At 58.3% G+C, this 21621-nt stretch carries 20 protein-coding genes; 11 read left to right on the top strand and 9 right to left on the bottom strand.

The annotated features are described in order from the left end of the window. Window positions 1-6: 6 nt before the first annotated feature. The 4 genes from ACO1VH_RS05640 to ACO1VH_RS05625 all read right to left on the bottom strand — a co-directional run bounded on the left by ACO1VH_RS05640 (window position 7) and on the right by ACO1VH_RS05625 (window position 3900). Complete coding sequence (locus tag ACO1VH_RS05640) at window positions 7-591, bottom strand: YdeI/OmpD-associated family protein (protein ID WP_486243310.1); 585 nt, start codon at window positions 589-591, stop codon at window positions 7-9. 32 nt (window positions 592-623) lie between these two features. Continuing rightward, window positions 624-1349, bottom strand: coding sequence for a tRNA (guanosine(46)-N7)-methyltransferase TrmB (gene trmB, locus ACO1VH_RS05635; protein WP_486243308.1), 726 nt, complete (start codon window positions 1347-1349; stop codon window positions 624-626). A gap of 338 nt (window positions 1350-1687) precedes the next feature. Then, window positions 1688-3361, bottom strand: a complete 1674-nt coding sequence (locus ACO1VH_RS05630) for a TRAP transporter large permease (protein ID WP_486243306.1) — start codon at window positions 3359-3361, stop codon at window positions 1688-1690. Beyond that, window positions 3358-3900: a TRAP transporter small permease subunit gene (locus ACO1VH_RS05625; RefSeq protein WP_486243303.1), complete on the bottom strand. Its 543-nt coding sequence runs from the start codon at window positions 3898-3900 to the stop codon at window positions 3358-3360. Before ACO1VH_RS05625 ends, ACO1VH_RS05630 begins: the two co-directional genes overlap by 4 nt. Window positions 3901-4115: 215 nt before the next feature. Between ACO1VH_RS05625 and ACO1VH_RS05620 the strand changes: the two genes are divergently transcribed. From ACO1VH_RS05620 to ACO1VH_RS05610, 3 genes are all read left to right on the top strand, one after another. Then, window positions 4116-4595 (top strand): MarR family winged helix-turn-helix transcriptional regulator, encoded by a 480-nt coding sequence (locus ACO1VH_RS05620; RefSeq protein WP_486243301.1) that lies wholly within the window; start codon window positions 4116-4118, stop codon window positions 4593-4595. A gap of 191 nt (window positions 4596-4786) precedes the next feature. Next, a complete protein-coding gene (locus tag ACO1VH_RS05615; RefSeq protein WP_486243299.1) occupies window positions 4787-5215 on the top strand; it encodes an organic hydroperoxide resistance protein in 429 nt (142 codons plus the stop codon). 45 nt (window positions 5216-5260) lie between these two features. Continuing rightward, on the top strand, window positions 5261-6280 hold the full coding sequence (locus ACO1VH_RS05610; protein ID WP_486243297.1) for an alpha/beta hydrolase: 1020 nt from the start codon (window positions 5261-5263) through the stop codon (window positions 6278-6280). A 47-nt stretch (window positions 6281-6327) separates the two neighbouring features. Here the strand turns inward: ACO1VH_RS05610 and ACO1VH_RS05605 are convergent, their stop codons facing one another. The 5 genes from ACO1VH_RS05605 to ACO1VH_RS05585 all read right to left on the bottom strand — a co-directional run bounded on the left by ACO1VH_RS05605 (window position 6328) and on the right by ACO1VH_RS05585 (window position 11584). Beyond that, window positions 6328-7548 (bottom strand): hypothetical protein, encoded by a 1221-nt coding sequence (locus tag ACO1VH_RS05605; RefSeq protein WP_486243295.1) that lies wholly within the window; start codon window positions 7546-7548, stop codon window positions 6328-6330. 48 nt (window positions 7549-7596) lie between these two features. Then, window positions 7597-8265 (bottom strand): 5,6-dimethylbenzimidazole synthase, encoded by a 669-nt coding sequence (bluB, locus tag ACO1VH_RS05600; RefSeq protein WP_486243293.1) that lies wholly within the window; start codon window positions 8263-8265, stop codon window positions 7597-7599. A 48-nt stretch (window positions 8266-8313) separates the two neighbouring features. Next, window positions 8314-9258 (bottom strand): sensor domain-containing diguanylate cyclase, encoded by a 945-nt coding sequence (locus tag ACO1VH_RS05595; RefSeq protein ID WP_486243291.1) that lies wholly within the window; start codon window positions 9256-9258, stop codon window positions 8314-8316. A gap of 184 nt (window positions 9259-9442) precedes the next feature. Continuing rightward, entirely contained in the window at window positions 9443-11005 is a 1563-nt protein-coding gene (locus ACO1VH_RS05590; protein WP_486243289.1) for an alpha-glucosidase, read from the bottom strand. A gap of 378 nt (window positions 11006-11383) precedes the next feature. Beyond that, on the bottom strand, window positions 11384-11584 hold the full coding sequence (locus ACO1VH_RS05585; protein WP_486243287.1) for a hypothetical protein: 201 nt from the start codon (window positions 11582-11584) through the stop codon (window positions 11384-11386). 286 nt (window positions 11585-11870) lie between these two features. Between ACO1VH_RS05585 and ACO1VH_RS05580 the strand changes: the two genes are divergently transcribed. From ACO1VH_RS05580 to ggt (ACO1VH_RS05545), 8 genes are all read left to right on the top strand, one after another. Then, window positions 11871-12545: a response regulator gene (locus ACO1VH_RS05580; protein ID WP_486243285.1), complete on the top strand. Its 675-nt coding sequence runs from the start codon at window positions 11871-11873 to the stop codon at window positions 12543-12545. Then, a complete protein-coding gene (locus ACO1VH_RS05575) occupies window positions 12535-14040 on the top strand; it encodes a sensor histidine kinase (RefSeq protein WP_486243283.1) in 1506 nt (501 codons plus the stop codon). Before ACO1VH_RS05580 ends, ACO1VH_RS05575 begins: the two co-directional genes overlap by 11 nt. Before the next feature lie 100 nt (window positions 14041-14140). Further along, window positions 14141-15220: a PAS domain-containing sensor histidine kinase gene (locus ACO1VH_RS05570; RefSeq protein ID WP_486243281.1), complete on the top strand. Its 1080-nt coding sequence runs from the start codon at window positions 14141-14143 to the stop codon at window positions 15218-15220. A gap of 8 nt (window positions 15221-15228) precedes the next feature. Continuing rightward, window positions 15229-15873, top strand: a complete 645-nt coding sequence (locus ACO1VH_RS05565) for a response regulator (RefSeq protein WP_486243614.1) — start codon at window positions 15229-15231, stop codon at window positions 15871-15873. A gap of 276 nt (window positions 15874-16149) precedes the next feature. Then, window positions 16150-17742 carry a gamma-glutamyltransferase gene (ggt, locus tag ACO1VH_RS05560; protein ID WP_486243279.1) on the top strand — a complete coding sequence of 531 codons (1593 nt, stop codon included), beginning with the start codon at window positions 16150-16152 and terminating at the stop codon, window positions 17740-17742. Between the two features lie 26 nt (window positions 17743-17768). Then, window positions 17769-19076 (top strand): amidohydrolase family protein, encoded by a 1308-nt coding sequence (locus ACO1VH_RS05555; RefSeq protein WP_486243277.1) that lies wholly within the window; start codon window positions 17769-17771, stop codon window positions 19074-19076. A 70-nt stretch (window positions 19077-19146) separates the two neighbouring features. Next, on the top strand, window positions 19147-19683 hold the full coding sequence (locus ACO1VH_RS05550; RefSeq protein WP_486243275.1) for a DUF1097 domain-containing protein: 537 nt from the start codon (window positions 19147-19149) through the stop codon (window positions 19681-19683). A 105-nt stretch (window positions 19684-19788) separates the two neighbouring features. Continuing rightward, complete coding sequence (gene ggt, locus ACO1VH_RS05545; RefSeq protein ID WP_486243273.1) at window positions 19789-21468, top strand: gamma-glutamyltransferase; 1680 nt, start codon at window positions 19789-19791, stop codon at window positions 21466-21468. Window positions 21469-21621 lie beyond the last annotated feature (153 nt).

The raw sequence follows: 21621 nt of genomic DNA, 5'->3' as shown, positions 1-21621 counted from the left end.
ATGCAGTCAGGGATGGATTTTTTCTTTCCGGGCCAGCATGTCGACATACTGCTTGATGCGTCTGGCGCGCGTTTCCGCCTTCTTGGCCGTCTGCACCCGCCACAGCACGGCATAACGATTTGCGCTATTGAGCGTGGCGAAGAAAGCCGCCGCTGCCGGCTCGGCATCCAGCGCAAGCTGCAGGTCTTCCGGCATGCTTATCGTGCTTGCCGAATCGTAGGCATTGACCCAGCGCCCGTCCGCCTTGGCTAGTTCCATTTCCTTCAAGCCGGCCGCCTGCATTCGACCCTGTTCCACCAGGGCCTGTGCCTTCGCGCAATTCGTTTTTGACCAGATGCTGCGCGGCCGCCGCGGAGTAAAGCGTTGCAGCCAGGAATGCTCATCCAGCGACTTCTTCTGGCCGTCGATCCAGCCGAAACACAAGGCTGTCTCCAATGCTTCGGCATAGCTGACGGATGCTCGTTCCGCGCCTTTTTTGGCAATCTGCAGCCATACGCCTGGCGAATCTGCATGATGCAACTGCAGCCAATTTTCCCAGTCACGCCGATCGGCATGATGCTGGATCGGGAGATCGGCGGATGTTTTTGCCATTCTTGATGGGTGGCCGGTTGCGGGCAAGGCGGTCAGCGTTTTTCGAACACGACATCCCATACGCCGTGTCCGAGCTTCAGGCCGCGGTTCTCGAACTTGGTGACGGGGCGGTAATCGGGACGCGGCGCGTAGCCGTCGGCGGTATTTTTCAACGCCGGTTCCGCACGCAATACTTCCAGCATCTGTTCCGCATATTCCTGCCAGTCGGTTGCGCAATGCAGATAACCACCCGGCATCAGGCGCGACGACAGCAATTCCACCATCGGTCCCTGGATCAGCCGACGCTTGTTGTGGCGCGCCTTGTGCCACGGATCGGGGAAGAAGACATGGATGCCGGCCAGCGACGCCGGCGCGATCATGTTGATCAGCACTTCGTAGGCGTCGTGCTGGATGATGCGCACGTTGTTCAGTTGCTTTTCGCCGATCAGCTTCAGCAGGCTGCCGATGCCGGGCGTGTGCACTTCAACGCCGATGAAATTCTTTTCCGGCATGCCGGCGGCAATCGTCGCCGTCGTCTCGCCCATACCAAAGCCAATCTCGAAGATCGTCGGCGCGCTGCGGCCGAATGCCTGCGTCGTGTCCAGCGGCGCTTTTTCGTAAGGAATCATGAAGCGCGGGCCCAGTTCTTCCAGTGCGCGTCCCTGCGCGGTGGAAACGCGGCCGGCGCGCGTGACAAAAGAGCGGATGCGGCGGTCGGCTGGGTCGTAGAAAAGCGGTTTGCGGTTGCCGTTGCTGTCGTCGGCGTTATGGTCGGTCATGCTGTCGAAAATCCTGAAAAACATGGGAAGCGGAGCGCGTTCCCTCGTCCGCGGGGCGGACATGCAGCGCGTATTGTACCCGTCCGCGGTACCTGTTCGTGCCTGCGCGGCGTTTGCCGTTGCCATCCTTTTTCCGTCCTGTAGCGGTTGCGGATCATGCCAGGATTTCATGCGGGGATTTTTCTTCGTCATCACACAGGTCGAGGACATGACGAAATGGCGGAATGCGTGGCGCTACGCACTGCAAGCTTATTGCTTGGATGTAAAAAGAGGACAGGGCTCGCGCCGTGTCCTCTTTGCATTGGCAGCTAATTTCCGCCTCGGATGCTGCTACTCGACTACTGTCCGAAGGAGGGTGGTGCCCACTCTCCAGTGCCTTGATTGATCGGTTGCTCGATGATCAATCCTTGCGACGTGTCGGTCACCGTACCCTTGTCGAGCAGGCCGGTCGCCAGTTGCGGCACGGCGATCACCAGGATCACCATCAGGATCTGCAGGCCGACCCACGGCAGCGCGCCCCAGTAGATGTCCGAGCTCTTCACTTCCTTCGGCGCCACGCCGCGCAGGTAGAACAGCGCGAAGCCGAACGGCGGGTGCATGAACGAAGTCTGCATGTTCACGCACAACATCACGCCGAACCACACCAGTGCCGCCTGCGATGCGGCTTCCGGGCTGCCCATGCTGGCCAGCAGTACCGGTGCCAGGATTTTCTCCGCAACCGGCGCCAGCATCGGCACGACGATGAAGGCGATCTCGAAGAAATCGAGGAAGAAGGCGAGGAAGAAAATGAACAGGTTGACGACGATCACGAAGCCGATCCATCCGCCCGGCAGGCCGGTGAACAGATGTTCGACCCAGGTGCCGCCATCCACGCCGAGGAAGACCACGGAGAAGCAGGTCGAACCGATCAGGATGAAGACGACCATGCAGGTCAGCCGCATCGTCGATTGATAACCCTGCACGATCAGGTTGCGCAGATCGCGGATGCGGGTGGCGCGGTAGACCAGCCACGCGATGCCGAGATAGGTTGCTGCCAGCGCAGCCTGCAGGAAGGGCTTGGCGCTGTCGGAAACGCCGTAATCCTCGTAGAACACCACGCTGATTGCCGCAGCCAGCACCAGGCCGATCATGCCGACGCGCAGCAGCCAGCGATCACGCTGCGTGAATTCCTTGTCGCGGATCACGGCCAGCACGACGGCACCGAGCGCGCCCATCGCGCCACTTTCGGTCGGCGTGGCGATGCCCAGCATCATCGTACCCAGCACCATGAAGATCAGCACGGCGGACGGGATGATGCCGCGCAGGCATTTCTTCCAGAGTTGCCAGCCGTGCAGCGTGATGTCTTCCTTCGGCACGGCAGGCAGCCAGTCCGGCTTGATGCGCGACAGCAGGAAGGTGTAGGCGACGAACAACGCGATCTGCATCAGCGACGGACCCCATGCGCCGAGGTACATGCTGCCGACGTCGGCGCTGGAAGTTTGCGTGCGCAGCTGGTCGGACAGCACCACCAGCACCAGCGAAGGCGGCACGAGCTGCGTGATCGTGCCCGAAGCGGCCAGCACGCCGGTCGTGTAGCGCACGTTGTAGCGGTAGCGCATCATCACCGGCAGCGAAATCAGCGCCATCGTGATGACCTGTGCCGCCACGGTGCCGGTGATCGCACCCAGCACGAAGCCAACCAGAATCACCGCGTAGCCGAGGCCGCCGCGGATCGGGCCGAACAGCTGGCCCATCGAATCCAGCATTTCCTCAGCCAGTCCGCACTTCTCGAGGATCGCCCCCATGAAGGTGAAGAACGGAATCGCCAGCAGCAGATCGTTAGCCAGCACGTTGCCGAAGATGCGCTGCGGCACCGCCTGCAGATAGTTGACGCCGAAGAAACCTTCCTCGATCGAGATGAAACCGAAGAACAGGCCCAGCGCCAGCAGCGAAAAGGCGACCGGAAAACCGATCAGCATGAACAGGACAAGGCCGCCGAACATCAGCGGCGGCATGTATTCGAGTGGGATCATTGGACCGGCCTTTCGTACTTCGATTCGATGGTGATGAGGCCGCGCAGGGCCGCGATGCGCTTGATCAGTTCGGAGATGCCCTGGAATATCAGCATCGCAAAGCCGACCGGTACGATGAACTTGATCGGATAACGGGCCAGTCCGCCGGCATTACTGGATTGCTCCATGATGTCCCACGACGGCATGAACAGGGAGACCCAAGACAGGTAGGAAAACAGCACGCAGGCAGGCAGCAGGAAGAAAATGATCCCGAAGATGTCGATCCACAGGCGGCCGCGTTCGGACACATTGCCGTACACGAGATCCACACGCACATGCTCGTTGCGCTGGAAGGTGTAAGACGCACCCAGCATCACGGCGGCACCGAACAGGTACCACTGCAGTTCGAGCGCCCAGTTGTTGCTCCAGTCGAAACCGTAGCGGACCAGCGCATTGGTTGCGCTGATCAGGCAGGACAGCAGGATCATCACATTGGCCACGCGGCCTATGCGTTCGCCGATCCAGTCTATCCCGTGGGATAGCCGCAGCAACGTATTCATCGAAAACTCCTCCTTTTGTTTCTTTGGCAAGCCGGCACGGAAGGCCGGTTTCGCGGAATGTATCACTCCACGGTTCGCCGAGTATCAATAATGTGTAATGTGACGAACTGGCGCAGATTGTACTTTTTCATGCCGGAAATGGCTGTTGAAACTTTTTTGCCACAAACGATAAAAATCGCTTGCAATTAAGTAGTGTGCTATTTATTATTCAACTCATGAAAGCGAAATCAGTCAAATCCGCCGACAAGCCCACCGATAAGGCAGCCGATGTCCCCAAGCTGGACAATCAGTTGTGCTTCGCGCTGTATTCGACTTCGCTGGCAATGAGCAAGGTCTATCGCAAGCTGCTGCCGGAGCTGGGTCTGACGTATCCGCAATACCTGGTGATGATGGTGCTGTGGGAGCGGGATGAGCTGACGGTCTCGGATATCGGTGAACGGCTGTTCCTCGATTCGGCGACACTGACGCCGCTGCTGAAACGGATGGAAGCGGCAGGCCTGATCAGCCGTACCCGGGCTGCCAGCGACGAACGCCAGGTCATCATTGCGCTGACGCGCGAAGGCGACGGCTTGCGCAACAAGGCGGCGGCCGTGCAGCACAGTGTGTTTTGTGCGACCGAATGCAATCTGGAAGAAGTGCTGGCAATGAAGGCGCAATTGGAAGCGTTGCGTACCAAATTGGCGAAAAACGCCTGAGGAAGAAACAGGGAAGCGGCATTGCCGCTTTTTAAAGAATATTTAAATAGTGCACTATTTAATAGCTATCTATTTAAATATGATGTATTTGTTAAGTGTTCTATTGTTTGGATTCGGCAGGACGGCGAGCCGGAGCAATGCAAATCGCTAAGTTTCTCAATCTTTTTAATGACCTTTCAGGAGAAATCATCATGGCAATCATCAACAAAGTTCTCTATCGCGCACAAGCAACTGCGACCGGCGGCCGCGACGGCCGTGCCGTCTCATCCGACGGCGTGCTCGACATCGCGCTCGGCACGCCGAAGGAACTCGGCGGCGCAGGCGGCGCCGTCACCAACCCGGAACAATTGTTTGCCGCCGGTTATTCGGCCTGTTTCCTCGGCGCGTTGAAATATGTCGCTTCGCAGGAAAAGATCGCCATCCCGAAAGAAGCCAATGTGCAAGGCAACGTCGGCATCGGCCAGGTTCCAACCGGTTTCGCCATCGAAGTCGAACTGAAGATTTCGCTGCCGGATGTGGATCGCGCCGTCGCGCAATCGCTGGTCGACAAGGCCCATATCGTCTGCCCGTACTCGAACGCCACGCGCGGCAACATCGACGTCACGCTCACCATCGTATAAACCGTAATCCACACTGTGACCATCGCTTTCGAAAGGACCATCATCATGACCTCGCTGAAGAAAATCATCGGCCTCTCCGTATTGAGTCTCGCCATCGGCAACGCCTTTGCAGCCGGCAGCCTCGGTGTCGAACACAACACGCAGAAATTCCTCGAAGCGCTCGAAGCCGGCGGCGGCAAGCCGATCGAGCAACTGTCGCCGGCCGATGCGCGCAACGTCCTCGTCGGTGCGCAAGCGGGCGTCAAGCTGACCCTGCCGAAAGCGGATGTGTCGCAAAAAACGATCGACGTCGATGGCCAAAAGATCAACCTCACCATCGTGCGTCCGGCCGGCGTCAAGGGCACGCTGCCAGCCTTCATGTTTTTCCACGGTGGCGGCTGGGTACTCGGCGACTATCAGACGCATGAACGCCTGATCCGCGACCTCGTCTCCGGCTCCGGCGCAGTCGCCGTCTATGTCGATTACACACGCTCGCCGGAAGCCAAATACGGCGTCGCCATCAACCAGGCCTATGCCGCAACCAAATGGGTCGCCGCACACGGCAAGGAAATCAACGTCGACGGCAAACGCCTCGCTGTTGCCGGCAACAGCGTCGGCGGCAACATGGCAGCCGTCGTCGCATTGATGGCAAAGGACAAGGGCGAACCGAAACTGCGCTTCCAGGCATTGCTGTGGCCGGTCACCGATGCGAACTTCGAAACCGGTTCATACAATGAGTTCGCCGAAGGTCACTTCCTGACGCGCAACATGATGAAGTGGTTCTGGGACAGCTACACGACCGACGCCGCCAAGCGCAAGGAAATCTACGCCTCGCCATTGCAGGCAACGACCGAACAGTTGAAGGGTTTGCCGCCTGCACTGATTCAGACGGCAGAGAAGGACGTGCTGCGTGACGAAGGCGAAGCCTACGGTCGCAAGCTCGATGCAGCAGGCGTGGCCGTCACCAGCGTGCGCTACAACGGCATGATTCACGACTACGGTTTATTGAACGTGGTGGCGAATGTGCCGGAAGTGCAGGCCGCGATGCGGCAGGCTGCGGATGAGTTGAAGGTGCATTTGAAATAGTCGGGAAGAAAGAGAAGGTGAATTGATTTCGCCTTCTCTTTCTGTATTTACGCTTGAATGTCGATTACTTTAATAGATGATTGTTCTAAGGCTAGCCCACGGTTATGCATCAGTGATTTCGCGTTCTTTTCTTCTATTGCATATGCGCGTAATAACCGATGTTTGGTAAATGAGTCTGGCAGACTATCGAAAGCTTGAATATCAGATTGGGAAACTAATTGCTTAATTTCTTGGGCGACTTCAATTTCTTTTTGTAGAGCAGTCAATTGTGCGGTTTTAAGATTTTCTTCAGCAATTTTGATTCTTATCTTTTCTTCTTGAATTTCTAAATTTCTTTTTTCTATATCCAGTTGGTGTATTTCATTTGCTCTTTGTTCTTGCAGGGTTGCTTGAAGTATTGCCACTCCGCCCTGAATGATTGCGCCTAATGGACTATTTCGAGTAACTTCCTTAACTTCTAAGCCAGTTTGTTCTCGCTTATTTACTAGCGAGCGACCCAAAACTCGGAACTTTCCTGGGGAAACCCGCACGCACACCAAAGGTCTCGCGGTTTTATCAAAATAATTAAAAAAGGAAAGTAAAACGGTAGCTAAGCGTTTATCTTCCTTTTTCTTAGATTCGACAAGCTTTAATAACTCCAGCTCTTTAGTCGCCTCTAGGCGGTGTATATCGTCAAACAGTTTAAGTTTATTTGTCTGCTGTTTTGTTAAACAGTTTGCGATCTCTTCCCTACTAATTGGATCTAAATTATGGCGTGCCCGTTCAGTGCTTTTGAGAGCGCGTCTTTCCGCTAAATCAATCACATAAGATTCTGCGTGAGCGAGATCGGACTCCTGAAGAATCTTATAAGCCTCATTAATATTTTTTATTCCTAACGGCTTAACATGTTTTTCTAATAAGAACGAGTTTATTGTCCTAAAAAATTGAAGAAGAAAATTGAATTTATAAACTTCTTCATTTGGAACGAGTGGATAGGGAAGACCGATGTGATAAAAGAGGGCTGCTGAATTTTCCTCTGAAATGAGATTCATCTCAGAGTATTGTTCATACAAAGGAAGAGATTTATCAAATATAAATATTTCTTTCGGATCTATGCCGTGATTAATTGCAGAGCAAATTGAGTTTAATAGCTCATATTTGTAATAAACCGTGTTGAATTTATTTAGGAAACCTGCGATTTCCCACGGATACATCGGTTCATCAACTTCTTGTACAAAACGAGCGCTAATTCTTTTATTTGTTTGTTTGTATTCATAATCGTCAAACACGTAAATCTCCTCTTCTTATGCGTACGGTGGTTTACCCATCTTGAAGTCTTAAGGTCGCCAAATGTTGTTACAGATGATTGTACTAATTGGTTTTCTTGAATCCCATTCTTCAATCTCCAACATCGGCGCCGGATAAAACTCTTCCACATGCCCGATGCACAACACCGCAATCGGCTGACTTCCCTCCGGCATGCCACATAATTCCCTGATCCGCGCAGGATCGAACAGCGATACCCAGCCCATGCCGATGCCTTCGGCGCGTGCGGCCAGCCACATGTTCTGGATCGCGCACGATGCGGACGCCAGATCCATCTCCGGCATCGTGCGGCGGCCGAAGATGTATTTTTCCCTTTTGTCTGTGAGGCCGACGACCAGCACTTCGGCGCAGGACAAAATGCCTTCCACCTTCAGTTTCATGAATGCGTCCGAGCGTTCGCCGAGTGCGTCGGCGGTGGCGATGCGTTCTTCATCGACGTGGGCGTGAATCGCGCGGCGCAATGCAGGATCGGTGATGCGCAGGAAGCGCCACGGTTGCATGTAGCCGACGCTGGGTGCCATGTGGGCGGCGTGGATGAAGCGTTCGAGCTGGCCTTCTTCCAGCGGATCGGGACGGAAGTGGCGCATGTCACGCCGTTCGCGGATGGCGCGATAGACGGCGTCAATGTCGGACGCAGGGAAGGCGTGGGCGCTTTTGTGTAAATTCTTTGGCTTGTTCATGCCCGCCATTATCGTCGAACGCGACGACGCCGGCGGACGCGAGGAACTTTACTGCACGGTGCAGACGATGCAGTTGCGGCCTTGCTGCTTGGCCTGATAGAGCAGCTTGTCGACGCGTGTGATGAACGCGATACGGTCGTCATTATCGCTCGGGATGATGGTACCGACGCCGAGGCTGACGGTGACCTTGTTCGTCGCTTCGGATTTTTCGTGCGGGATGTGCGCACCGCAGATCAGGCTCCGGCAGCGTTCGGCGATCATCGCGGCGGACGTGGCGTCAGTTTCCGGCAGCACCAAAATGAACTCCTCACCGCCGAAGCGCGCAAAAAAATCGCGCGAGCGGCGCGTGGCGGAAGCGAGGATCGCGGCGACGCGTTTCAGGCAATCGTCACCCTGGATGTGGCCGTAGTGATCGTTGTACTGCTTGAAGTAGTCGATGTCGAACATGATCAGCGACAGCGGCTGGTGATTGCGGCGTGCGTTGATCCATTCGATTTCGAAGGTGCTATCGAAATGGCGGCGGTTCGCCACGCCGGTCAGGCCGTCCTTGAACGACAGCGCTTCCAGCTCCTTCTGCATGTCGATCAGCTTGGCTTCGGTCTTCTTGCGTTCACTGATGTCGAACATGAAGCCGATCAGCGCATCGACTTCGCCGGCTTCATTGCGCACGACGTGGACGACGTCGCGTATCCAGACGTAGTTGCCGTCCTTCTTCAATGCGCGGTAGTCGGCTTCATGGTCGGTGCCGGATTTGGATTGCGAGACGCAGAAGTTGACGACCCATTCGCGGTCTTCCGGATGCATGCGCTCGGCCCAGTCGTTGGCGCTGATCCAGCTGCCTTGCGGCCAGCCGAGCAATTCTTCGATCTGCGGGCCGATGTAGGCGAAGGTCATACTCTTCCAGTCGATCTTCCACGGAATGGCTTTGGTGGATTCGAGCAGGGTTTTGTAGACGGCGCTGTCGTTTGCCATCTGCGATGCGATATCGGCCATAGTGTGAATCGTTGTTGAATGCGTTGGCCGTCGTGCTGCGGCAAGTGCGAATAATGCTGGGCGGAAACTATGTCGAGAAGAATGTAGCACGGACGTGCGCGCCGGCGCGCAAGATGTGGCCGCGATGCCACGTTCGTTTGTTTGAAATCTGTTTGCGGATTGGTCTTGAGTGCGAGTTGCCGGCTCAGGCTTCGGACAGGATGCAGAAGCCGCTGACGCCAAGCAGCACGCCGAACAGGTCGATCGTGGCGTTCTGGCCCAGCAGCATGTCGCCCGGCGAGCAGGTGACCGTGTGTTCGATCACATCCATGTTGAACAGGCAAAGCAGCGTTTCGTCGCCTTCCTTTCCTTTGTATTGGCGGCGGAAGGCGAGCACGCCGTGCGGCGACGGCAGCAGCGAGATGTCGCCGTGCAGCAGCGCCGGATGCGCGCGGCGAAAGGCGATCGTCTTGCGGTAGAACTGCAGCACCGAGTTGGGATCGGTTTCCTGCTTTTCGACGTTGATCGCGCGATGTTCGTCGCTGACCGGCAGCCACGGTTCGACGCGGCTGAAGCCGCCGTGCAGCTTGTTGTTCCATGGCATCGGTGTGCGGCAGCCGTCGCGGCCCTTGAATTTGGGCCAGAAGGATTTGCCGAACGGGTCCTGCAGCCGTTCGTACGGCACCTCGGCCTGCGGCAGGCCGAGTTCTTCGCCCTGATACAGACAGATGTCGCCGCGCATCGAAAACAGCAGCGCCAGCATTTCCTTGGCTGTCTGTGCACGGTCGCGGCCGTTGAGCCAGCGTGTGGCGACGCGCGGCTTGTCATGATTGCTGAGCGCATAGCAGGCGCGGCCGGGCGCGACGATATTGTTTTCCAGTTCGGTGATGACGTCGCGCGCGCGCTGCGCGCTGCTGTCGGGCTGCATCATCGCGAAGCTATAGGCGGAATGCAGGCGGCCTGCCTGCGTGTATTGCCCCATCAGCTTGATCGGATCGTAGCCGCCGACTTCGGCCAGACTGTAGGCACCGTATTCGTCGAGCAGCGTGCGAATCTTTTCGAGGAAGGGCAGCATTTCCGGCTGGCCCTGATCGTAGATGTGATTCTGGAAGCCGTACGGATGCAGGGCGGTGCTGGCGTCGTCACGCGCCGGATTGTTGCGTAGCTGTTTGTCCTGGAAGATATGATTGCAGGCATCGAAGCGGAAACCGGCCACGCCCATGTCCAGCCAGAAACGCATTTCCGACAGAATCTGATCCTGCACGTCGGGATTGTGCATGTTCAGATCGGGCTGGCTGGAAAAGAACGAGTGGAAATAATATTGCCGCCGCTCCGCATCCCAGCGCCATGCTGGACCGCCGAATACGGAGACCCAGTTGTTCGGCGGGCTGCCGTCCGGTTGCGGCGATGCCCACAGATACCAGTTGCCCCTGCCGTTCAGGCCGAGCCGGCTGTCCTTGAACCATTGATGCTGCTCCGACGTGTGCGAGATCACCATGTCGACGATGATGCCGACGCCGGCTGTCTTGGCTTTTGCCAGCAGGCTCTGGAAATCTTCCATCGTGCCGAACATCGGGTCGACTGCGCGGTAGTCGGCCACGTCGTAGCCGAAATCGACCATCGGCGATTTGAAGAACGGGCTGATCCAGATCGCATCGACGCCCAGGCTCTTGATGTAGGCGAGTTTCTGCTCGATGCCGGCGAGGTCGCCAACGCCGTCGTTGTTGGAATCGTTGAAGCTGCGCGGATAGACCTGATAAATAATCATGAAGGCTCGCTGAGTATTTATTGGGAGGGCGTCTTCGCGTCCGACAAGCGGAGAGCGGCTGGAGTTCCGTCGCGGCAACAGGCAGAACGGATATGCCGCCAGACGGATTGTGCATCAAGCTGCGCTGATCTGCAGCCGTTGCAAATCAATTGGAAATGCGCGGGTGAGGAAGGTGAAGAGAAAACCCGTGCGATGCATTACGCACAGGCGATGCGCAATGTTGAAACGAAAGAAGGCTGCGATCGAATAGCGCAGTTGCGTGCCGGATGCGTGCATTGCTTGCGCGCGCACGAGCAGATACCGAGAACGGAAACCGGTTTCCGCTCTCGCGTACCAATAAAAAAGACAGGCGACGCCTGCCTTTTTTACGACAATCGATTACTTGGCTTCAGGAGCGGCTGCCGGTGCAGCAGCTTTTGCCTTGGCTTTTTTCTTCGATGTTTTGTGCTTCTTGGTGTGTGCTTTCGTTGCTTTGGCTTCTTTTGCAACCGGAGCAGTAGCGTCGGCAGCAGCAGGTTCTTGTGCAAATGCGACGGAGGCAAACAGGCCGGCAACCAGGACAGCGATCAATTTTTTCATGTGAATGCTCTCTCTCTAAAGTATGAGGAAAAATACGAATCGATGCCGATCCGTACTGGCTTTAACGCCTGCCGGAAACGGCGGTTGACGCATTTTTCAAAAAACTTTTTGGATAGGTGCCTGCCGATTTTCCGAATTTGGCGGGATGGAAGCGGCGCAACAGCGGTTGTAGACACGGCGCAAGTCTGTCCTTATCCTGTGTGCGCCGGCCGGGTGCCGCACCAATAAACAGGCGTCGCACGACGATGCCGACATGGAGACAGTTTCACAGGAGAGGCATGCGGGTATGCGCATACTGATAGTCGAAGACGATGAGGTCTTGTCCGCCGCGCTGACGCGCGCGCTGAGCCAGGCGTCGTACACCGTCGATTGCGTGGACAATGGCGAAGACGCATTGCGTGCGCTCAACACCGATACCTATGCGCTGGTGCTGCTGGACATCAGCCTGCCGAAGCTCGACGGCCTGACCGTCCTGCGCCGCCTGCGCGAACGCCGCTCGCGCATCCCGGTCCTGATCCTGACCGCGCGCGATACGCTGGACGACCGTGTGCTGGGCCTCGATCTTGGCGCCGACGATTACATGACCAAGCCGTTCGATCTGCCCGAATTCGAGGCACGCGTGCGGGCGCTGATTCGCCGCGGCCAGTTCGATGCCGGCAAGAGCTTGACGCACGGCGGCCTGCGTTTCGATCTGGAAGCGCATCGGCTGTTCTACAACGAGCAGCCGGTTGAACTTTCCGTGCGGGAGCTGGCGGTGCTGGAACTGCTGCTGTCGCGCCAGGGGCAGGTGGTGACGAAGGAACAGATGGTCGATCGCCTGTTCGGCTGGGGCGATGACGGCGGCAGCAATGCAATCGAAGTTTACGTGCATCGCGTGCGCAAGAAACTGGAGCCGTTCAACATCAACATCCGCACCGTGCGCGGCATGGGCTATCTGCTGGAGAAGGCCGGTGAAGCCTGATACCGCACAGGAAACGGATGGTCGGATGGACGATCCTGCCGCCACGTCAACCGCGCATTCTCCTGTCAAGCCGACGGCGAACCCGAACAGCAAGTCGAAGGGAAACCCGACATTACGCAGCCGCCTGATGCGGCTGGTGCTGATTCCGCTGTCGGTGATCCTGCTGATCGATATCGCCGGCAGCTATTTCGTCGTGCGTCATGTCGCCAACAGCGTCTACGACGTCGAACTGAACGAGATCGCGCGCGAACTGCTGCTGCACGTCACGCACGACGGCCGCGAATTCGGTTTCAACCTGTCGGCCGAGGCAGAACGCACACTGTTTCTTGACGAAGAAGACGACGTCTACTACCTGATCAGAACCGATGACGGCGATATCATTGCCGGCGATCCGACGTTGCCGGCACAGAAGAAATTCCGTAACGGTCGAGAGGTTGCCTATTACGACGATATCTTCGACGGCAAGCCGGTACGCATTGCCTTGCTGCACAGCCAGCCGCTGGTGCATCCGGCCAGCGAACCCGTCACCATCCAGGTGGCGGAAACGCAGGGCAAGCGCGATCGCTACATGCGTACGCTGCTGCTGCAGGTGATCTTGCCGCAGGTGCTGCTGATCCTGATCGCCGGCCTGTTGATCTGGCGTGGCGTGGCACAGGGACTTGCGCCGCTGCGCAGGCTGCAGCATGAAGTCGGTATGCGCTCGCATCTGGATTTGAGTCCCATCCATGCAACCGATGTGCCGGGAGAAGTGGAGCCGCTGGTCGGTGCCGTCAACGATCTGATGACGCGCGTCGATGCCGTGCTCGGCTTTCAGGAACGATTCATCGCCGATACCGCACATCAGTTGCGCACGCCGGTTGCCGGCCTGAAGGCGCATCTCGAACTGGCGTTGCGCGAAACCGATTTCACGCAGGTGCAGCGCGCGCTCGGCCATCTGTATACGAGCGCGGAACGGTTGTCGCGGCTGGTGTCGCAACTGCTGTCATTGGCGCGCAACGAGCCGCATAACGTGGTCGCCAATTTTCAGCCGTTCGATCTGAACCAGGTTGCGCTGCGTGCGGCGCAGGACTGGGTGCCGCATGCTTACAAGAAGAATATCGATCTCGGTTTCGAGGCGTCCGAAAAACCGGTGCAACTGAACGGCGAAGCGGTGCGCGTGACCGAGATGATCAACAATCTCGTCGACAACGCGATCCGCTATACGCCGTCCGGCGGCCACGTCACGGTGCGCATTCGGCAGGATGAAGAATCGGCCCACCTGATTGTCAGCGACGACGGTCCGCGCATTCCGGTCGAAGAGCGCCAGCGTATCTTCGAGCGCTTCCATCGTCTGCTGGGCACGCACGAGGAGGGAAGCGGTCTCGGTCTGGCGATCGTGCACGAGATTGCCACGTTGCACAATGCGGCCATCGCGCTGGAAGACGATGCGGACGGCGTCGGCAATACCTTCACGGTTTCCTTTCCGATTCCGCATGCCGAGCAGCATCAGGCATGAAGATCATCCTGAAAAACAGGCAGGCACGCGCGCATCGCGCTATGCTCTTCACGTACGTATTTGTGCAGGTATGGTACGCAAGCGAATGCGAAGGTGAACTGTGAGCAAGACGGACGAAGAACTGCAGAAGGCAATCCTCAGCAACATCCCGGATCAGGCATGGCTGAAGGATGCCGATTCGCGCTACATCCTCGTCAACGAAGCCTTCGCTACCGCTTGCGGACTGCCGGAAGCGCAGATATTGAACCGCAGGCCGGTCGATGTCTGGCCCCAGGAGTGGGGACAGGAATACATCGAGACCGACCGCCGTGTGATGGAGCAGGGCGTGCGACTGCGCTACGAAGAACAACGGCACGGGCAGGACGGTACGCTGCGCTGGTACGACACGATCAAGACCCCGATCCGCAATGCGCGGGGCGACGTGATCGGCACCACCGGGATTTCGCGCGACATCACCGACCGCAAGCTGGCCGAGCAGGAATTGCTGGAGTCGCGCAGCCAGTTGCGCGAACTGTCGGCCTATCTGCAATCGGTGCGCGAGGAAGAACGCACGCGCATATCACGCGAACTGCATGACGAACTCGGCCAGTCGCTGACGGCGATCCGCATCGGCCTCGGTGTGCTGGAGACGCAATACGGCTTGCAGAATGCGTCGGCGGCACAGGCTGCGGAATGGGCGAAGAATCTGCAGCAGCTGAAGCACATCGCCGATTCCACCGTCGAATCGGTGCAGCGCATCGCTGCCGATCTGCGGCCGCTGATCCTGGACGAACTCGGTCTGGCTTCCGCGCTGGACTGGTTGCTCGAATCGTTTTCGGAGCGCAGCGGGATTGCATTCAACCTGGTGGTCCAGCCGAAACTGCCGGCTTTCGATCGCGACGTCAGCACTGCCATCTTCCGCATCCTGCAGGAAGCGTTAACCAACGTGATTCGTCACAGCCACGCAACGGCGGTGGTGGTCGAGTTGCAGGAAGACGGCAATGCGATCACGCTGCGCATTGCCGACAATGGCTGCGGCATCGATTCGGTCGAATCGCACGAAAACAGCATCGGCCTGCTCGGTATGCGCGAGCGCGCCTTCATGCTGGGCGGCAGATTGAAGATACAGAGCCGGCCGGGATCGGGCACGCGCATCGACGTGCGGATTCCGCTGGCGCAGAACAACGGAGAACGACCATGACGCGCGGCATGATCCGTGTATTCATTGCCGACGACCACGCGATCATCCGCGACGGTCTGAAGCAGATCATTTCCTTCGTCTCCAACATGGAGGTGGCGGGCGAGGCCGGCGACGGCGACGAAGTGCTGCAGAAAGTTCGCACGCTGCCGTTCGACGTGCTGGTGCTGGACATGTCAATGCCGGGAAAAAGCGGCATCGCGCTGATCCAGCAGATCAAGGCGATCAAGCCGGAGTTGCCGATTCTCGTGCTCAGCATGCATCAGGAAAGCCAGTACGCAGTACAGGCGATGCGTGCCGGTGCGGCCGGCTACATCACGAAGAACACGGCATCCAGCCAGCTGATCGAAGGCATACGCAAGGTGGCCGAAGGCGGCAGTTTCGTCTCGCCTGGCATTTCCGAGAAGCTGATCCGGCAAATGCACAAGCCGGACGCCGACTTGCCGCACACGCAGTTGACGCCGCGCGAATTCCAGATCTTCAACATGCTGGTGGAAGGGCATTCGGTCAACGACATCGCCCGCATCCTGTCGCTCAGCAACAAGACCATCAGCACGCACAAGGCCGCCATCCTGCAGAAAATGGAGGCTGCCACCACGGCCAATCTGGTCTACTATGCAATGAAGCACGGGCTGATCAACGAAGGTTACGATTGACGGCCGGTACGGATAACCAGGCGGCTGGGTAGTACGCCTAGCCGGAATGGCGCAGGATGCAGTGCAGCAGGCAATGCTGAAAATGTCGTAGGCAATATCGTAAGTAATATCGCAAGCAATGCAGAAATCGGTGCAGGAATCGATGTAAAGAGCGGTGCCAGGGCAATGCTGCAGCGCATCTAGGAAAATCCCTAGAAGCGAATCAGACAATCCCGATTTCCTGTACAGCGATTGCTTCGTATGCTGGTCTCCATGAACAGGTTTCCTGGAGCAACGATGAGAACCACTCGCCCGGTTTGCTACGCAGAACGCGGCATGGTTGCCACTGCGCACTATCTGGCGACCGGCGCGGCGCTGGATGTGCTGAAGGAAGGCGGCACCGCCGTCGACGCGGCCATTTGTGCAGCGGCGACGATGAGTGTCGTGCTCCCGCACATGATCGGCATCGGCGGCGATGCGTTCTGGATGATCCACGACGCCAAGTCGAACACGCTGTCGGCGCTGAACGGTAGCGGAACCTGCGGCAACGCTATTTCCCTCGATACCTATCGCGGCATGGATGCCATTCCGAGCCGCGGCCCACTTTCGGCCATCACGGTGCCGGGCGCGGTGGACAGCTGGCGTCTGGCGCACGAACGCTTCGGCACCTTGCCGCTGACGCGTCTACTGGCGCCGGCGATCCGCTATGCGCGCGAAGGCGTGGCCGTCACGCAGGACATCAGCCGCTGGATTCACGATGACGCGGACGTTTTCCGGCAGGACCCTGGCGCCGCCGGCATTTTTCTGAAGGATGGCGTCGCGTATCAAGCCGGCGAGCGGCTGCAGCAGATTGCGCTGGCCGATACGCTGGAACAGATCGCCGAACATGGCCCGCGCCATTTCTACGAACAGACGGCGCGCACCATCGTTTCCTACCTGAAGAGTCGTGGCGGCCTGCTGACGCTGCAGGATTTCAACGGCTATCAGGCAAAGTGGGTCAAGCCGATTTCCACCCGCTATCGCGGCTTCGATGCCTATCAGGTACCGCCGCCGTCGCAGGGCATCGCCGGCCTGCTGATTCTCAATTTCCTGAACGGCATCGATCTGTCCGGCCTGGAACCCGATTCGCCGGCGTATTACCACGCAATGATCCAGGCGATCAAATGGGCGTTCAGCAAGCGCGACCGTTATCTGACCGATCCGGATTTCCACGACATTCCTCTCGACCGTCTGCTCGATCCCGCGCTGGCCAATGCAGAGCGCGATGCCTGGATGGCAGACGCCAGCCTGACGCACGAAAACCGCCCCGGCGGCAGCGACACGACCTTCATCAGCATCGCCGACAAATACGGCAATGCGGTCGGTCTCGTGCAAAGCCTGTATTTCGATTTCGGTTCCTGTGTTGCCGATCCTGTCTCCGGCGTGCTGCTGCAGAACCGCGGCAGCTTTTTTTCGCTGGATGCGGCGCATCCCAACGTACTCAAGCCGGGCAAGCAGAGCGCATCGACGCTGATGTCTGGCATGTTGTTCAAGGACGGCAAGCCGTTCATGGTCTACGGCACGCAGGGCGGCGAAGTGCAGCCGCAGGCACAAACGTCCGTGGTTACCCGCGTCGTCGATTTCGGACTGGACGTGCAGCAGGCGATCGATGCGCCACGCGTGCTGTACGGCCGTTCGTGGGGCGACGATGCAAACAAGCTGCTGCTGGAATCTGCCGCGCCCGAAGCGACGTTCGATGCATTGCGCAAGCAGGGGCATCCGGCAGAAGCAGCGCAATGGCCGTTCCCGCGTATGGGCACGGCGCAGGCAGTCCGGCTGCCCGGCCCGTGGTCGCCGTTCTTCGAGGGCGGCGCCGATCCGCGCGGCGAGGGAATCGCACTCGGTTTTTAGCATCACGATTATCTGGAGGAGACATCATGAAAATGGATTTGGTGATACGTAACGTCCGTGTATGGGACGACAAGCCCCTGATGGATATCGCCATCAAGGACGGCAAGATCGCTGCGATAGAAGAAGGTATCGACGATGCTTCCGCTGCGGAAGTGATCGATGCGGAAGGCCGCGCCGTCATTCCCGGCATGGTCGAGCCGCACATGCATCTGGAAAAAGCCTTCCTGCACCGCCGCATGCCGCCGGTGCTGGGCACGCTGGACGAAGCGATCCGCGTGACCGGCGTGCTGAAAGGCAAGCAGGAACGAAACGACGTGCTGCAGCGTTCGCGCCAGGTGCTGGACATGGCAGTCGCCAACGGTACGACCGCGATTCGCGCGCATCCGGACGTGGATCTGATCCAGGGCCTGATCGGCGTCGAGACGCTGCTGGAACTGCGCGACGAATACAAGGACCTGATCGATATCCAGATCGTCGCCTTCCCGCAGGAAGGCATCCTGAAATCGCCGGGCACGGTGGAATTGATGGAGCAGTCGATGAAGATGGGTGCAGACGTCGTCGGCGCCTGCCCGTACAACGAGTTGACGTGGGAAGACACCATGCGCCACGTCGACCAGGTGTTCGAGATGGCGCAGAAGCACGATGTGCCGATCGACATGCACGCGGACTTTTCCGACGAAGCCAAGGACAAGCGTTTTGCGGCAACCGGCTATATCGCGCAGAAGACGATCGCAACCGGTTATCACGGCCGTGTCTCACTCGGCCACGTCACCAGCCTCGGTGCGCTGGAGCCGGAAGAGCTGAAGCCGATCATCGATCTGCTGCGTGAAGCGAACATCAGCATCATCACGCTGCCGGCGACCGATCTGTATCTCGGCGGCCGCAACGATACGAAGAACCGTCGCCGCGGCCTGACGCCGGTGCGTTCGCTGCATGAAGCGGGCGTCAACGTCGCCTATTCGTCGAACAACATCCGCAACGCGTTCACGCCGTTCGGCAAGGCCGACATGCTGGTCATCGGCAACATGCTGGCGCATGCGATCTCGTTTGGTACGCCGCTGAACCAGGCTGCCATTCTGGACATGGGCACGATCAACGCGGCGCGCTCGATCGGCATCGCCGATGACTACGGCGTGGCGGTCGGCAAGCAGGCTGATCTGGTCATCCTCGATACCTATCAGGTGGCCGATGCCTTGCTCGACATGCCGGCGCGCTCGTGGGTCATCAAGCGCGGCAGGATTACCGTGGTGACGGAGCACAAGTGCACGATCCATCGCCATGGCAACTGTGGCTGTCCAGACCACAAGCACGAGCATGAAGCCAAGAAGGCATGAGTAACCATTAACCCAAGCCGCAACAAGCAATACCAGTAACCAAACCAAACAAGAATTTCAGGAGATAGAAATGAGAAAGCCCCCACATGAAGTAGTCGCATCGCTGTTGGCCGTTACCACCGTTTTGATGGTGCAATTGCCATGGCATCTGCCAGTCTGGGCGATCTTTATCAGTTGGGCCGGCACATTCGCCATGGGCGGACCGACGCCGGAAAACCTGAAGCGCATCTGGCCGACACTGCCAGTCGGATCGATCGCCGGTTTCCTGGTCGTGACCGGATTCGGCATCGCCGGCAAGAATTTTTCCGGTAACAGTCTTGTCATCGCCGAAATGGTGATCCTGTTCTGCCTGAACTCGGGAATGATGCTGGTGGCGCGCCTGCCGGGATTCAACTTCATCCCCGGCATGTTCTTCGGCTTCGCCTCCTTCTTCGCCACGCTGTTCGGCGGCTTCGGTCCTACGCCGAAAGATCCGCTGGCCGCGCTGGGTATCGTCATCGTCATGAATGCGATCGGCCCGGTCTATGCGTGGATTACCGCTAACTTCTCGCATCGTCACATTCCTCTGGAAAAAACCTTCCCCGAACGCGTGCACGGCGAGTCGTGATACGTTACAGATGCCCGGCGGAAGCTTCTTCTGATAGGCATTTGTCATTCGCAACATAACGGGAAATCGCACAGCGGTTTCCCTCAACTGTTCAGGGAAAAAATCATGAAAAACACGCCCACTGATATGACTAGAAGACATTTCCTATCCACCTCCAGCGCTATCGCACTCGGCACGATGGTTCCGATGTCGCTGGAAGCGAAGCCGGACAACAAGCTGGCGACATCGAGCAAGGGCATGGTGACCAGTCCGCACGAACTGGCGACCAAGGCCGGCCTCGATGTGTTGAAGTCCGGCGGTAACGCGATCGAAGCGGCCATCGCGATTGCGAGTTCCCTGAACGTGACCTATCCGCATTTCTCCGGATTCGGCGGCGACGGCTTCATGATCATCAGCGACCGCAACGGCAAGGTACGCACACTGTCCGGCATCGGCCAGGCGCCGCAGGTGCTGCCGAACTACAGCGGCAGCACGATTCCGACGCGCGGCGCGCAATCGATGCTGACCACGGCGGCCAACGTCGATACGCTGGGCAAGGCCTTCGACATCAGCCGCAACGAGCTGGGCGGCAAGAAAAGCTGGGCGGAATTGTTGAAGCAAGCCATTGCCTACGCACGCGACGGTTTCCCGGTGACGGAATCCGAGCGTTTCTGGATGGAGTATCGCTTGAAGGACATGCCGTCCATGCCGGGCGTCGCGCAGAACTTCATGATGGACAACCGCGTGCCGAATGTCGGCGAGATATTCCGTCAGCCGCAACTGGCCGATACGCTGGAGACGCTGGCCGTGCGCGGTTACCGCGATTTCTACGAAGGCCAGCTGGGAGAGCGCATCGCGAAAGCGTTGAAGGAAGCCGGTTCGCCGTTGACTGCAAGCGATCTGGCGAAGACGCAGGCGCGCGTGGAACCGCCGTTGCGCGTTTCCTACCGCGGCGGTGAACTGCTGGCGAACCAGCCGCCGACGCAAGGCATGACGACGCTGGAAATCATGGGCATCCTGGAACGCTTCGACCTGAAGAAGATTCCGGAAGGCAGCGCCGATTACTACCACCTGCTGGTGGAAGCGGTGAAGCGTGCCTTCATCGATCGCCGCTTTGTGGCCGATCCGGAATTCGTCAAGGTGCCGTCGGCGGAACTGCTGTCGGCCGCGCATCTGGACAAGATGGCCGGCGAGATCGACATGCAGCGCGCACTGCCATGGCCGCATGTGTTCAAGCGCGGCGATACGGTGTACATCGGCGCGGTCGATGCCGAGGGCAATGCCGTCTCGATGCTGCAGACGGTCTATTTCGACTGGGGCAGCGGCATGATGGCGGGCGACACCGGCATCTTGTGGCACAACCGCGGCGCATCGTTCAGCCTGAATCCGGCGCATCCGAATGCGCTGCAACCGGGTAAGCGGCCGTTCCATACGCTCAATCCGGGCATGTACCTGAAGAACGGCAAGCCGGCGCTGTTGTACGGCACGCAGGGTGCTGACGGTCAGCCGCAGACGCTGACGGCGATCCTCACGCGCATGATCGACTACAACATGGATCCGCTGACGGCCTTGTCGCGTCCGCGTTTCCTGCTCGGCAAGACGTTCTCCGACACGCGCGATTCGTTGAAGCTGGAACAGGATGCAGGCGAACAGGTATTCGCCGAGTTGACACGGCGCGGCCACGAGATGAGCACGATTCCGGCGCAAAGCCCGCTGTCGGGGCAGCCGGGCGCGATCCGCATCGACGACGGCATTTATCGCGGTGCGCACGATCCGCGCAGCGACGGTCGCGCACTGGGCGTCTGATCGAAACAGATCTGCGATTCCAGTTGCAGCATCGTTCATACAGCCGCCTCGTGCGGCTGTAATCATTTGCGCTGTAAGGATTTTGTAATGTTCGTGAAAGCGAACTGTAATGTTCGCGAAAGAGTTGCGTAAGCGCTGCTCCTTAAGATGAAC

The sequence above is a fragment of the Oxalicibacterium sp. genome, assembly GCF_057353965.1.
This window is presented reverse-complemented; position numbering and strand designations above follow the sequence as displayed.

Coding starts and splice junctions, on each gene's coding strand:
- ACO1VH_RS05640 (WP_486243310.1), bottom strand. CDS start 591: ATGGCAAAAACATCCGCCGATCTCCCGATCCAGCATCATGCCGATCGG.
- trmB (WP_486243308.1), bottom strand. CDS start 1,349: ATGACCGACCATAACGCCGACGACAGCAACGGCAACCGCAAACCGCTT.
- ACO1VH_RS05630 (WP_486243306.1), bottom strand. CDS start 3,361: ATGATCCCACTCGAATACATGCCGCCGCTGATGTTCGGCGGCCTTGTC.
- ACO1VH_RS05625 (WP_486243303.1), bottom strand. CDS start 3,900: ATGAATACGTTGCTGCGGCTATCCCACGGGATAGACTGGATCGGCGAA.
- ACO1VH_RS05620 (WP_486243301.1), top strand. CDS start 4,116: ATGAAAGCGAAATCAGTCAAATCCGCCGACAAGCCCACCGATAAGGCA.
- ACO1VH_RS05615 (WP_486243299.1), top strand. CDS start 4,787: ATGGCAATCATCAACAAAGTTCTCTATCGCGCACAAGCAACTGCGACC.
- ACO1VH_RS05610 (WP_486243297.1), top strand. CDS start 5,261: ATGACCTCGCTGAAGAAAATCATCGGCCTCTCCGTATTGAGTCTCGCC.
- bluB (WP_486243293.1), bottom strand. CDS start 8,265: ATGAACAAGCCAAAGAATTTACACAAAAGCGCCCACGCCTTCCCTGCG.
- ACO1VH_RS05595 (WP_486243291.1), bottom strand. CDS start 9,258: ATGGCCGATATCGCATCGCAGATGGCAAACGACAGCGCCGTCTACAAA.
- ACO1VH_RS05590 (WP_486243289.1), bottom strand. CDS start 11,005: ATGATTATTTATCAGGTCTATCCGCGCAGCTTCAACGATTCCAACAAC.
- ACO1VH_RS05585 (WP_486243287.1), bottom strand. CDS start 11,584: ATGAAAAAATTGATCGCTGTCCTGGTTGCCGGCCTGTTTGCCTCCGTC.
- ACO1VH_RS05580 (WP_486243285.1), top strand. CDS start 11,871: ATGCGCATACTGATAGTCGAAGACGATGAGGTCTTGTCCGCCGCGCTG.
- ACO1VH_RS05565 (WP_486243614.1), top strand. CDS start 15,229: ATGATCCGTGTATTCATTGCCGACGACCACGCGATCATCCGCGACGGT.
- ggt (WP_486243279.1), top strand. CDS start 16,150: ATGAGAACCACTCGCCCGGTTTGCTACGCAGAACGCGGCATGGTTGCC.
- ACO1VH_RS05555 (WP_486243277.1), top strand. CDS start 17,769: ATGAAAATGGATTTGGTGATACGTAACGTCCGTGTATGGGACGACAAG.
- ACO1VH_RS05550 (WP_486243275.1), top strand. CDS start 19,147: ATGAGAAAGCCCCCACATGAAGTAGTCGCATCGCTGTTGGCCGTTACC.
- ggt (WP_486243273.1), top strand. CDS start 19,789: ATGAAAAACACGCCCACTGATATGACTAGAAGACATTTCCTATCCACC.